We start from the raw sequence: 12009 nt of genomic DNA, 5'->3' as shown, positions 1-12009 counted from the left end.
GGGCCCGATGGTCGGATAGCACCCGTGGACACGACTTACGAAGGCACCAAGCGCGAGATCGCCACCGAGAAGGGCGTTCTGCGCTACCACGAGGCCGGTGAGGGCCCCACCCTGTTGCTGCTGCACGGATCCGGGCCGGGAGTCACCGGCTGGCGCAACTTCCGCGGCAACCTGGCGTTCTTCGCCGAGCGCTACCGGTGCCTGGTGCTGGAGTTTCCCGGATTCGGGGTCAGCGACGACTTCGGCGGCCACCCCATGCTGGATGCGCAGGCGGCGGTGCCGGCGTTCGTCGACGCGCTCGGCCTCGACAAGGTCGACGTCATCGGGAACTCGATGGGCGGCGGCGTCGGCATCAACTTCGCGATCAATCATCGCGACCGGATCGGCAAGCTGGTCACCATCGGCGGCATCGGGACCAACATCTTCAGCTCGGGCCCGAGCGAGGGAATTCGGCTGCTCCAGGAGTTCACCGAGGATCCCACCCGCCAGCGGCTCATCGACTGGCTCAACTCCATGGTCTACGACCCGGCACTGGTCACCGAGCAACTCATCGAGGAGCGCTTCGCACTGGCCACCGATCCCGAGACCCTCGAGAGCGCGCGGCGGATGTACGGCAAGGCGGCGTTCGCGGCCATGACGAAGATGATGCGCAACGCCGACTTCCCGCTGCCGTGGGCCATCATGCACAAGGTCAAGGCGCCCACCCTGCTGACGTGGGGCCGCGACGATCGGGTCAGCCCGTTGGACATGGCACTCATCCCGATGCGCACCATCGCCAACGCCGAGCTGCACGTGTTCCCCAACTGCGGACACTGGGTGATGATCGAGGCCAAGCAGGCGTTCGAAACCACGGTGATGAGCTTCCTGCAGCGGGACGCCTGACGACGATGCAGAGCGAGGAACGAGCGATGAGGAGGAGTCGGGCAATCGGGACTAGCTCATCCTGATCAGGTCGAAGCCCCGGTATCCGTCAGCGGCGACCTCGGCGCAGATGTCGTTGTAGGTCCCGAAGCCGCCGATGAAGAGCATGAAAACCCGTGGCTTACCGGGCACATTGGCACCCAGATACCACGAGTTGGCTTTAGGGAACAGCGTGGTCGCGGCGCGCTGGTCGAGCTCGGCGAGCCAGTTCTCAACCGCGTCCGGGCGCGCCTCGATGCCGGCGTACCCATGCTCGTCGAGATAGCCGATGGCGGCGGCGATCCAATCCACGTGTGCCTCGGCGTGCAGGACCATATTCGCCAGCACGGCCGGCGCCCCCGGGCCGGTTACCACGAACAGGTTGGGGAAACCGTCGTCGCCCAGACCCAGGTAGCTGCGCGGGCCGTCGGCCCAGTCGTCGGCCAGGCGCTCTCCCCCGCGCCCGACGATATCGATCTTGCCCAAAGCCCCTGTCAGCGCGTCGAATCCGGTGGCGAACACGATCGCGTCCAGATCCACGTGCTCTGCGGAGGTGGCGATGCCGGTCCGGTCGACGGACACGATCGGGGTGCGGCGGACGCTGATCAACGTCACGTTCGGCCGGTTGAAGGTCTGAAAGTAGTTGGAATCGGTGCAGATTCGCTTGGTCCCGATCGGATGATCGTCGGGTATCAACAGTTCGGCGACCGCGGGATCATCGATGACCGCACGGATCTTCTCTTCCCAGAACCGCCGCGCCTCGTCGTTGGCGGCCTGGTCGGTGAGCTGATCGGGGAACGTCTTGGAGAACAGCACACCGCCGAGGCTCCAACGCTTCTCGAACGCGGCGCGGCGCTCCTCGGGCGACGCCGCCATGGTGGGTGTGGTCGTGCCCACATACGGCGAGCCGCCGCCGCTTCGCATCGAGATCCGCCGGCGCTCGGCGTAATTCGCCTTGACCTCGGCAACCTGCTCGGCGGTCAACGCGGAGTTGCCCGCCGGGATGCTGTAGTTGGGGGTGCGCTGGAAGACATACAGGTGCTGCGCCTGTTCGGCGAAGATCGGGATCGATTGGATCCCTGAGGAACCCGTGCCGATGACCGCGACCCGCTTGCCGGCGAAGTCCACACCCTCGTGTGGCCAGTGCGCGGTGTGATAGATCTCCCCGCCGAAGGTGTCCAGCCCGTCGAACGCCGGCGTGATGGCGGCCGACAACGCCCCGGTCGCCATCACCACGAACCGGGCAGTGGTCATCCGGCCGTCCTCGGTAGTCACCGACCAGCGCAGCGTGCCTTCGTCGAGGACCGCTGAGATCACCCGGGAGTCGAAGCTGATGTCGCGGCGCAGGTCGAGCTGGTCGGCGACCCAATTCAGGTAGGCCAGTATTTCCGCTTGGGTGGCGTACTTCTCGGTCCACGTCCATTCCTGCTGCAGTTCGTCGGAGAACGAGTAGCTGTAGTCAACGCTTTCGACGTCACATCGGGCTCCCGGGTAACGGTTGAAATACCAGGTGCCGCCCACCTCGGGGGCCGCCTCGAAAACACGGACCGACAGCCCCTGCCCGCGGAACTTGTGCAGCGCGTACAGCCCGGCGAATCCGGCGCCGACCACGACCACGTCGAGTTCCTCCGCTGCGCTCATGTCCAGCAGAGTAGGACCAAATTCTGACGTAGCCCCGCTCATCGAGACATTGCCCGGTACTGACGGCCTCGCGGGTTCAGGATGAGATCAACAGCCCAGACCTGGACTAAGGATGCATGATGACTGCTTCGGTGCTCGACAAGACCATGGAGATCGCTGACCAGCTTCGCGAGCAGGCCGTTGAGGCCGAGAAAATCGGCAAGCTCACCGATCAGACCGTCAAGGCGATGAAGGAAGCCGGCCATATCCGCCTTCTTCAGCCGGCCAAGTACGGAGGTCTGGAAGTGCACCCGCGGGAGTTCGCCGAGACCGTGATGGCGATTGCCGCACTCGACCCCGCCGCGGGCTGGATCAACGGCGTCGTCGGCGTGCATCCCTATCAGCTGGCCTATGCCGACCCACGGGTGGCCGAGGAGATCTGGGCCGACGACGTCGACACCTGGGTGGCCTCGCCCTACGCCCCGCAGGGCATCGCCCGGCCGGTCGACGGCGGCTACATCTTCAACGGCCGTTGGCAGTTCAGCTCCGGGACCGACCACTGCGACTGGATCTTCCTGGGCGCCATCAAAAGCGATGCCGACGGCAAGGTGCAGATGCCACCGCAGATGCTGCACATGATCTTGCCGCGCAAGGACTACGAAATCGTCGAGGACTCCTGGGATGTGGTGGGGTTGCGGGGCACCGGCTCCAAGGACGTCATCGTCAAGGACGCGTTCGTGCCCGAGTACCGCGTGATGGACGCGTTCAAGGTCATGGACGGCACCGCCCAGCGCGAGGCCGGCATGACCGACACCCTCTACCTGATGCCGTGGTCGACGATGTTCCCATTGGGCATCTCCTCGGCCACGATCGGCATCTGCGAAGGCGCGCTGGCCGCACACCTGGACTATCAGCGTGAGCGGGTCAGTGCGGCAGGCACAGCCATCAAGGACGACCCTTACGTGATGTACGCGATCGGCGAGGCCGCCGCCGACATTAACGCCGCCCGCCAGGAGATCCTGGCGAACGTGGACCGGATCTACGACATGGTGGATTCCGGCAAAGAGGTCTCGTTCGAGGACCGCGCCGCCGGGCGGCGCACCCAGGTACGTGCGGTGTGGCGTGCGGTCAGCGCCGTCGACGAGATCTTCGCCCGCTCCGGCGGCAATGCGATGCGGATGGACAAGCCGCTGCAGCGTTACTGGCGCGACGCCCACACCGGGATGGCCCACGCCATCCACGTGCCGGGCACGGTCTATCACGCGTCGGCTCTGAGCTCGTTCGGTGTCGATCCGCAGGGCCCACTGCGGGCGATGATCTGATCGGAGCGCACCCGTGAGCCTCCTGAAGAGCCTCGGCTACGTCACGATTCACACCGCTGACATCGATCGGTGGCGCCAATTCGCCTTCGGCGTACTGGGATTCGCCGAAGGCAAGGGACCCGATCCGTCCGCGCTGTACCTGCGTATGGACGAACGGGCGGCGCGGATCATCGTGGTGCCCGGCGACGGTGATCGGATCGCGACGGTCGGCTGGGAGGTCCGCGATCACGCCGCGCTGGCACAGGTGAAAGAGCTGCTCGAGCGCGCGGGGGTCGCCTACACACAGCTGTCGCAGTCCGAGGCGGACGACCGGCGAGTCGAGGAGGTCGTGGCGTTCGACGACCCGGCGGGCACCCACCTGGAGGTCTTCCACGGCGCGGTGCTGGATCACAGCCCGGTGGTGACCCCGTTCGGCGCCCGATTCGTCACCGGCGACCAAGGATTGGGCCACGTCGTGCTGCCGGCGCTCGACGCACCCGGCCTGTTCGACTTCTACACCCAGGTCCTGGGCTTCGTGTCCCGCGGTGCATACCGGGTGCCGTTGCCCAAGGAGTTCGGGCCGATCCGGATCCGCTTCCTCGGCATCAACGAACGCCATCACAGCTTGGCGATCGCCCCGGCGATGCACCGGCGCGATCCCGGCTTGATTCACATGATGGTGGAGGTCGACACCCTCGACGCGGTCGGAGAGGCGCTGGACCGCATCGCCGCGCAGGAGTTCCAGCTGTCGTCCACACTCGGTCGGCACACCAATGACAAGATGGTGTCGTTCTACGTCCGCGCTCCCGGCGACTGGGATATCGAATTCGGCACCGGCGGCGTGCGGATCGACGAAAACCATTACACCGCTGAGGAAATCACGGCGGACAGCTACTGGGGTCACAAGTGGGTCGGCGACCTGCCCGCCGCCATGCGGCCCTGACATGACCGGCGTCCGCCCGGTTCCGGCAGCCTCGGTGGCGACGTGGGACCACGAAGCCGACGTGGTTGTCGCCGGCTACGGTGTCGCCGGAGCGGCCGCGGCGGTCGAGGCTGCCGGTGCCGGTGCTGATGTCCTGGTGCTCGAACGAGCCGGCGCCTGGGGTGGGGCTGCCGCGCTGGCCGGCGGGTTCATCTACATGGGCGGCGGCACCGCACTTCAAAAGGCGTGTGGGTTCGATGATTCCGCCGAGAACATGGCGGCATTCCTGGATGCCGCCATGGGACCGGGTGCCGACCGGGAGCGCATCGCCGACTACTGCGAGGGCAGTGTCGCCCACTTCGAGTGGCTGGTGGCCTGCGGGGTGCCGTTCAAACCGGAGTTCTTCGGTGAGCCCGGGTGGGAACCGCTGGGCGACCAAGGGCTGATGTACAGCGGCGGCGAGGACGCCTACCCCTTCAACACCATCGCCGAGCCTGCGCCGCGCGGACATGTCCCGCAGATGCAGAACAAGAAGCAGGGTCAGGCCAGCGCCGGCTTCATGTTGATGAAGCCGTTGGTGCAGAGAGCGACGGACCTGGGTGTCCGCGCGCTCTACGACGTCCGCGTGCAGGCTCTCGTGGTCGAGTCCGACGGCCGCGTCAGCGGGATCACCGCACGCCAGTATGGCACCGAGGTCACCATCCGGGCCCGGCGCGGCGTGGTCCTGGGCACCGGCAGCTTCGCCTACAACGAGTCGATGATGGCCCGCTTCACGCCGCGGATCGCCGGGAGGCCGGTGTCCGCGGTGGAACAGCATGACGGGCAAGGCATCCGGATGGCACAGGCGCTCGGCGCGGACCTGGCCCATGTTGATGCGACCGAGGTCGCGTTCCTGGTCGATCCGCAGCAGTTGGTGCGCGGCATCCTGGTCAATGCGCGCGGGCAGCGCTACGTCGCCGAAGACACCTATCCCGGCCGTGCCGGTCAGCTCACGCTCTATCACCAAGACGACACGGCATATCTCATCCTCGACGGCGACGCTCACGACGAGGCTGTGGCATCGCAGACACCGAAACTGATTCTGCGCAAGCCCAAGTGGGTATGCGAGACCGTCGCGGAACTCGAGGCGGAGCTCGGCTTGCCGTTTGGCAGCCTGCAGGACACGGTGGCGCGCTACAACGCTGCCGCCGCTCACGGCGAGGATCCGCTATTGCACAAGAAGGCGCGCTGGCTGCGGCCGATTGGCAGCCCGGTCGGCGCCCTCGATCTGCGGCATGCGACCGGCGGGTTCCCGCTGGGTGGGTTGCGCACCAACCTCGACGCGCACGTGTTGCACGTCAGTGGCGAGCCGATCCCCGGTCTGTACGCGGCGGGACGCTGCACCGCCGGCCTCGCGGCGTGGGGGTATGCCAGCGGCATCTCGTTGGGAGACGGCAGTTTCTACGGCCGCCGGGCCGGACGCTCCGCTGCCCGCGGGTAGCCATCGGTCGCCGAACCATCGGCGATCACTAGTCCTTCGTCAGTTGGCTCACTCGTTGTGAGGAGACGTCGAGGAGCTCGGCGATATCGCGAACAGGCACCCCATTGGCGATGAGCCAGTGGGCGAACTCACGGGCACTGGCCACCGATTCCCGCTCGAGCCGGCGGGCTTGCTCGCGGAGGTCACGAATCTTCTCTGCCATCGCCCCGATCTCACGAAACTCGGGTCGCTTCATACGGATGCTGGTGATCTCGATGCTGATTTCATAGAGAGGCACATTCAGATGGAGCGCGACGTATTCACGGGCCATCGCCTCGGCTTCTTTGAGTCGATGCACCTGGGTGGCACCGTGGACTTCAGGAATGCGGATCATCCACCAGCGACCGTCACGAACGATCTCAATTTTATATACGCGCATCAGTCTTCAATCTGGTCGCCACCCTTGTGGAAAGAGCCCGACCGCTCCAGTAGAGACCGTCAAATGGTTTGTGGCAGAGAATATTTGAAGCTCGCCGGTAAACAGTCCACGTCGTGCGGACATCACGGACCTCCCCTGATGCCTCGGACTGAACGGTGTCCCGGTCATACACAGTGAACATCATTCGTATGATCTGTGCAATTCGGGTACGGTAGCGTTCCGGCGAACGGCGGTTTCGGCCGATTGATGCGTCAGGAGACGGTATGCGGACTCGCGGCTGGGGAGGCGACGTTCCGGCATCAGACGACGACGCGATCGCCCGCATCCTCACGGCCGCGCGCAGCGCGATTGAACAGTTCGGTGAGCGCACGACCATCGCGGACGTCGCCCGAGTCCTGGGAGTGACCCGCCAGACGATCTATCACTACTTCGCCAATATCGACCAGCTCATGGCGGCGGTCGGGGCGGAGGCGTCCACAAGCTTCATCGAGGGAATACAGGCGTCTCTGCGCGGTATCACCGATCCCGCCGATGCCGTGGTCGAAGGGATTGCGCTCGCCCTCGAGCGACTCCCGGGCGATCCTCTGGTAGGGCTGATGGTGCGAGCGCAACGCGCGACCGCGCTCGCTGAAATCGTGTTGCGCGAGAACTCGAACGCCCGAATCCAGGGCCGCGCGATGCTCATCGGGCTCGACATCGACTGGTCTGCCCTGCCACCAGGTGCCGTGGACAACGTTCTGCACATCTCTCTTCGGACCCTGCAGTCGTTGATCATCACGCCGCCGGCTGATTCCACAGAACTTCGCGAACTCCTCCGGCTGTGGATTGATCCGGCCATCCGCGCAATGCAGAGCGAAGCGTCCCCGACAGCTCCGAGTTAGTCTTTCTCGTCGTCTTTGGCCAGCAGGCGTTCCGGGTGGTGATAGTCGTTGGTGCCGCCGCGTAGGGGTACGTCCGGCGGCGGGTGCCACTCCGTCCGACCGTTCGGAAGTTGGCGGGTGCTCCAGCCGTCGTTTTCGACCAACAGGTTGTCGCATTTGCACGCCAGCGTCATGTCGTCGACGTCGGTGTTGCCGCCGTGCTTCCAGTCCTTGGCGGCATGGTGGACCTGGCTGTTGTAACCGTTGACGGTGCAGCCTGGCGCACTACAGCCACGATACTTGGCCAACAACATGATTCGCTGATCTGCCGACGCCAGCCTCTTGCTGCGCCCCAGCCAGAGCGACTTTCCGGTGACTCCATCGAACACCGCCAAGTAGTTGTACGACGGCGTTGCTGCTTTGATGAGGTCCGTGACGGGGATCAGCGTCCCGCCGGCGGTGACCGCGTGCCCGGCACGCCGTTGCAGGTCCTGCAAGGTCGTCGTCACTATCATGGTCACCGGAAGTCCGTTGTGCTGTCCCAGTTTCGGATCTCCGAGACAGCTACCGACCACGTCGGCCAATGCGTCGTGTTGCCGCTGGGCATGATTGCGCACATCGTCGGGTCCCGGGGCGGCGACTTTGGCGAACAGCGCATCCAGTTGTGCCCGCAGCACCGGATCGGCGACCAGCTTTCCAACGCTCATCCCGTCCGGCCGCTGGCCCCCGCACCATTGGAAGCCCCGCTTGCGCGCCCGGTCCTCCTCGGAGAACTTGCCGTCGGGGTTCAGGTGTACGGCCAACCGGTCCGCGACCTTCTCCAGCTGATCGGGGCGCATCGTCCGGGCGTGCTGTGCCAGGGCGCGTTCCGCGTCGTCCACCTCGACCGGGCCGACGTGATCGGGCAGATCGCGGAAGAACTTCTGGATGACCCGCAGATGCTCGCCGTCCAGCTCACCCGCCGCCCAGGCCCTGCCGGTTTCGGGCAGCAGTGCCGCCAGTGGGTCGCCGGTCAACGTGGTGCGCGGGGTCAGTTGTTCGGCGTCACGCAGTCGGCGCTTGGCCGCAGTTCGGCTGATCCGCAACACGTCAGCCAACACGTTTGCGATCGGCGGGCAGCCCTCGTACCGCACGAGATGGGTGATCTGCTCATGGGATACCGCGACCTGGCGACGCACCGCAGTCTCGAGTCGTTCCAGAGCCGTAAAGCGTTGCGGCACGGGCAACTCGTCGATGTCGGCTGCTCCCAGCATCTCGACCGCGGCGTCGAGTGCATCCAGCGCCGCGGTGATCGAACCCATGTTCGAATACTACGTCGGGTCACCGACAATTCTGAACGTTCCAGCCGCGGCTGTGGACGAACGCGTATCTGTGGAAAGCTCTGGGCTACGGACGTTTACGAGGTGCGGCCATCGTCTTGGCATCCAGCCCACCGAGCGAATCCTGGCCCACCTCCACATTGTGCGCATGCGCGAAGTGATGCAGCCCGAACACGGCATCCATACCGTTGCGCAGTCCCATCTGGTCTTCGCACTGGTTGACCGCCCGCTTGGTCAGCGCGAGACCAAATCTCGGCATTGTCGCGATGCGCTCCGCGAGCGCAAGCGTCGCGTCGCGGAGTTCAGCCTTCGGCACGACTCGACTGACCATCCCGATCTCGTAGGCGCGCTGCGCACCGAACTTGTCCCCGGTGAACAGCATCTCTTTGGCGAAGCGGGACCCCAGAATCCATGGGTGCGCGAAGTATTCGACCCCGGGAATGCCCATTCGCACCACAGGATCACAGAAGAAGGCGTCCTCGGAGGCGACGATCAGGTCGCACACCCAGGCCAGCATGAGTCCGCCGGCAATGCACGCCCCGTGCACCATCGCGATCGTGGGTTTCGGGATCTCGCGCCACCGCCGGCACATGCCCAGATACACCTCGACCTCGCGGGCGTAGCGCATGTCGCCGCCCTCTTTGTCGACGTGATCCCACCAGAGCGCGGCCTTGTTCTCGTAGGACACATGGTGGTCGCGGTCTGGTGTGCCGATGTCGTGGCCTGCGCTGAAATGATCTCCGTTGCCGGCCAAGACGATCACGCGCACATCGTCGTCGGAGACGGCCCGTTGGAACGCCGCATCGAGTGCGTAGGTCATGACGGAGTTCTGCGCATTGCGGTACCGCGGCCGATTCATCGTGACCACCGCCGTTCCGCCGACGACTTCGTAGGTCACCACATCGTCATCGTCTGCAGCCATGCCAACTCCTTCGCGTCACTGTGTGTACCTCCAATCTGCATCGCAGTGGTCGCCACAGTGCACGCGATGTGCCGGTGACTGGGAATCGACCGGATCACATCCGATCACCCGCGCCCATCGAGGGGCGCAGGGTCACCGGCCAAGCCGGCACCGAGAAGCGCGTGTGCAAGACGGTCACCGTCGAGGACGCGACTGACGCGAGTGGTGATCTGCCATCGCCCATCCACCCGATCCAGTGCGAAGTGGTTTGCAGTCGCCCGCCAGACACAGTACTGATCGGTGTGGTCCAAGTCCTCGTGACCTTGGCGGCGCACAAGCACCAGTGATTCGCACACAGCCACGGCCCGGTCTCCGTCGACCGTCACCACCGCCGGCCCCAAGAAGTGGCAGCACCCCTTCGCCACCAACTCCTGGTGAGAATCCGAGGCGACCATGTCGTAGACGCCCTGGCGGCCCGACATCTGCCACCCTTCCACGTCATAGCGGCCGTCATGCGTCCACAACCCCGCAGCGCTGTGCGCGTCGCCGGCATCGACCGCTGGGCCGTATGAGGCGATGAGAGTCGCAATGTCCTGCTGATCCTCGAGGCGTTGCAGTCGCGCCAGGATGTCGAGGTCGGCCATCACCGCCCCTTCAGGTCGTGAAGCACGGCGAGTTGGTCGCAGTAGTGCTGCGAGCTGTCGGCGCGCACGGTACAGGTGACTGCGGTGGCACCCGCGTCTCGCAGCATTTCCAGTTGTGCGGCAGTGGCCGCCGGATCGCGTTGCGGATCCAGATGGGCGGAAAGCACCATGTCGAAGTGAGCCGGTAAGTCGACCTCGGCGACCAGGTTTCGAATCTCCTTGACTGTCAATCCGAATGGCATCCAGCCGTCGGCCAGTGTCACCGCCCGATGAAGTGAGGCCCGACTACGTCCGCCGACCCATATCGGCACCCGGTCTTGTTGGGCATGTGGTAGCAGCCTGAGATCCTTGAACTCATAGTAGGGACCGTGATGGCGCGGAGTTGCTGTGGACAACGACGCCCGGAGCGCGCGAAGAGCATCGTCGGCCCGTTCGGCCCGCTGTTCCCAAGTGGCCCCAAGCAGCGCGAATTCCTCTGTCAGCGAGCCGATTCCCACTCCAAGCACGAGCCGTCCCCCACTGACCTGGTCGAGAGTGCCGTAGCGTTTGGCGATCGCCAGGGGATGGTGGTAACCGAGCACCAGCACCGAGGTTGCCAACCGGATGCGAGCGGTGAGCGCGGCGAGGTATCCCAAGGTCGCCAACGGGTCCCAATACATCGCACCGCGGCTGGCCGCATCGGCGGCGGGAATCGCCACGTGTTCAGAACACGTCAAGTAGTCGAAGCCCAAATCGTCTGCAGCACGGGCGATCAAGGCCAGATCGGAGATGTCGGCCCTACTCTCCCACTCGGCCGCTGACCCCGGGACCTGCGCGACGACCGGAGTTGACAACCCCAGCCGCACAGTCAGTGCGCCCCTGCGATCAGCGCCTTGATCGCCTCATGGGACTCCAGCACCACCGCTGCCCGGTCCGGCACGCTGTTCCTGATGGCCGTCTCCGCATTGCCCCCGGCAATCCACACCGGCCCATCACCCAGATGTGCGAGGCCTTCGGCGGCGACCTCGGCGGGTTCGTTGACCAGGATCCCCGGGGCGTCGAAGTTCAGTCCCACGCGTTCCATCGCCGGGGTCCGGGTCACACCCAGCACCAGTTCGACGACATCGACGTTGCGCTCCCGCAGTTCCAGCCACAGGCTTTCGGCGAAGACCCGGGAGAACGCTTTGGCACCGGCATAGACGGTGTGTCGCCAGGCTCCCATGTAGCCGGACAACGAGCCGACGACCATGATGCCGCCGCGCCCACGGTCCGCCATCTGGCGTCCGTAGTGCTGCACCATCTCGAGCATCCTGGTGACATTGAGGTCGATGACCCTCTGGAATTCGCTCAAATCGGTGTCGAGGAACAGCTCGTTGCACGTGCTGGCGCCCGCGTTGTAGATCAGCAGACCCACCTCGATGTCGGCGGTCTGATCCGCGATGTGCATGACCGCTCCGGGATCCAGAAGATCGGCAGCGACGGTTCTCACCTCGACACTGTGGGTGCGGCAGCGTTGCGCTGTTTCCTCCAGCGGTCCCGGTTTCCGCGCGATCAGCACCAGATTGAAACCGGTCTCGGCCAGCATGCGCGCGAATTCGGCACCCACGCCTTCCGAGCCGCCGGCGATGACAGCCCACGGCCCGTACTTGGTCACATCGAGCATGG

12 protein-coding genes are annotated in these 12009 nt (G+C 65.3%); 5 read left to right on the top strand and 7 right to left on the bottom strand.

Features of this window, described 5'->3' with window-relative positions; all coding sequences use genetic code 11:
- The first annotated feature begins 24 nt into the window (after positions 1-24).
- Entirely contained in the window at positions 25-882 is an 858-nt protein-coding gene (locus tag G6N32_RS13385) for an alpha/beta fold hydrolase (protein WP_410432744.1), read from the top strand.
- A gap of 51 nt (positions 883-933) precedes the next feature.
- Here G6N32_RS13385 and G6N32_RS13380 read toward each other — a convergent pair whose 3' ends face one another.
- Positions 934-2541, bottom strand: a complete 1608-nt coding sequence (locus tag G6N32_RS13380; protein WP_172507291.1) for a flavin-containing monooxygenase — start codon at positions 2539-2541, stop codon at positions 934-936.
- 119 nt (positions 2542-2660) lie between these two features.
- Here G6N32_RS13380 and G6N32_RS13375 point away from each other — a divergent pair, with 119 nt between their 5' ends.
- The 3 genes from G6N32_RS13375 to G6N32_RS13365 are packed head-to-tail and all read left to right on the top strand — an operon-like array spanning position 2661 to position 6223.
- Positions 2661-3842 carry an acyl-CoA dehydrogenase family protein gene (locus G6N32_RS13375; protein WP_115321153.1) on the top strand — a complete coding sequence of 394 codons (1182 nt, stop codon included), beginning with the start codon at positions 2661-2663 and terminating at the stop codon, positions 3840-3842.
- A gap of 13 nt (positions 3843-3855) precedes the next feature.
- Positions 3856-4764, top strand: a complete 909-nt coding sequence (bphC, locus tag G6N32_RS13370; RefSeq protein WP_115320004.1) for a biphenyl-2,3-diol 1,2-dioxygenase — start codon at positions 3856-3858, stop codon at positions 4762-4764.
- Between the two features lies 1 nt (position 4765).
- Entirely contained in the window at positions 4766-6223 is a 1458-nt protein-coding gene (locus G6N32_RS13365) for an FAD-dependent oxidoreductase (RefSeq protein WP_115320003.1), read from the top strand.
- A 28-nt stretch (positions 6224-6251) separates the two neighbouring features.
- Here the strand turns inward: G6N32_RS13365 and G6N32_RS13360 are convergent, their stop codons facing one another.
- Entirely contained in the window at positions 6252-6641 is a 390-nt protein-coding gene (locus G6N32_RS13360; RefSeq protein WP_115320002.1) for a HicB family toxin-antitoxin system, read from the bottom strand.
- Between the two features lie 263 nt (positions 6642-6904).
- On the opposite strand from G6N32_RS13360, the gene G6N32_RS13355 reads away from it, so the two are divergent.
- A complete protein-coding gene (locus tag G6N32_RS13355; protein WP_115320001.1) occupies positions 6905-7522 on the top strand; it encodes a TetR/AcrR family transcriptional regulator in 618 nt (205 codons plus the stop codon).
- Here the strand turns inward: G6N32_RS13355 and G6N32_RS13350 are convergent.
- From G6N32_RS13350 to G6N32_RS13330, 5 genes are all read right to left on the bottom strand, one after another.
- Entirely contained in the window at positions 7519-8802 is a 1284-nt protein-coding gene (locus tag G6N32_RS13350) for an HNH endonuclease signature motif containing protein (RefSeq protein WP_115320000.1), read from the bottom strand. The two genes, G6N32_RS13355 and G6N32_RS13350, sit on opposite strands and share 4 nt — an antisense overlap.
- A gap of 85 nt (positions 8803-8887) precedes the next feature.
- Complete coding sequence (locus G6N32_RS13345) at positions 8888-9742, bottom strand: enoyl-CoA hydratase (RefSeq protein WP_115319999.1); 855 nt, start codon at positions 9740-9742, stop codon at positions 8888-8890.
- Positions 9743-9846: 104 nt separating this feature from the next.
- Complete coding sequence (locus G6N32_RS13340) at positions 9847-10365, bottom strand: nuclear transport factor 2 family protein (protein WP_115321152.1); 519 nt, start codon at positions 10363-10365, stop codon at positions 9847-9849.
- Positions 10365-11210, bottom strand: coding sequence for an LLM class F420-dependent oxidoreductase (locus G6N32_RS13335; protein ID WP_115319998.1), 846 nt, complete (start codon positions 11208-11210; stop codon positions 10365-10367). The genes G6N32_RS13340 and G6N32_RS13335 overlap by 1 nt, the downstream gene beginning before the upstream one ends.
- Positions 11211-11212: 2 nt before the next feature.
- Positions 11213-12007, bottom strand: coding sequence for an SDR family NAD(P)-dependent oxidoreductase (locus tag G6N32_RS13330; RefSeq protein WP_115321151.1), 795 nt, complete (start codon positions 12005-12007; stop codon positions 11213-11215).
- Positions 12008-12009: the final 2 nt, after the last annotated feature.

It is taken from the genome of Mycolicibacterium aichiense (genome assembly GCF_010726245.1).
GTDB lineage: Bacteria > Actinomycetota > Actinomycetes > Mycobacteriales > Mycobacteriaceae > Mycobacterium > Mycobacterium aichiense.
The sequence above is the reverse complement of the archived record's forward strand: the minus strand, read 5'-3'. Positions and strand labels throughout refer to the sequence as shown.

What these genes read in the sequence shown, in the direction of transcription:
- G6N32_RS13380 (WP_172507291.1), bottom strand. Translation starts at nt 2,541, where the DNA reads ATGAGCGCAGCGGAGGAACTCGACGTGGTCGTGGTCGGCGCCGGATTC.
- G6N32_RS13375 (WP_115321153.1), top strand. Translation starts at nt 2,661, where the DNA reads ATGACTGCTTCGGTGCTCGACAAGACCATGGAGATCGCTGACCAGCTT.
- G6N32_RS13365 (WP_115320003.1), top strand. Translation starts at nt 4,766, where the DNA reads ATGACCGGCGTCCGCCCGGTTCCGGCAGCCTCGGTGGCGACGTGGGAC.
- G6N32_RS13360 (WP_115320002.1), bottom strand. Translation starts at nt 6,641, where the DNA reads ATGCGCGTATATAAAATTGAGATCGTTCGTGACGGTCGCTGGTGGATG.
- G6N32_RS13355 (WP_115320001.1), top strand. Translation starts at nt 6,905, where the DNA reads ATGCGGACTCGCGGCTGGGGAGGCGACGTTCCGGCATCAGACGACGAC.
- G6N32_RS13350 (WP_115320000.1), bottom strand. Translation starts at nt 8,802, where the DNA reads ATGGGTTCGATCACCGCGGCGCTGGATGCACTCGACGCCGCGGTCGAG.
- G6N32_RS13345 (WP_115319999.1), bottom strand. Translation starts at nt 9,742, where the DNA reads ATGGCTGCAGACGATGACGATGTGGTGACCTACGAAGTCGTCGGCGGA.
- G6N32_RS13340 (WP_115321152.1), bottom strand. Translation starts at nt 10,365, where the DNA reads ATGGCCGACCTCGACATCCTGGCGCGACTGCAACGCCTCGAGGATCAG.
- G6N32_RS13330 (WP_115321151.1), bottom strand. Translation starts at nt 12,007, where the DNA reads ATGCTCGATGTGACCAAGTACGGGCCGTGGGCTGTCATCGCCGGCGGC.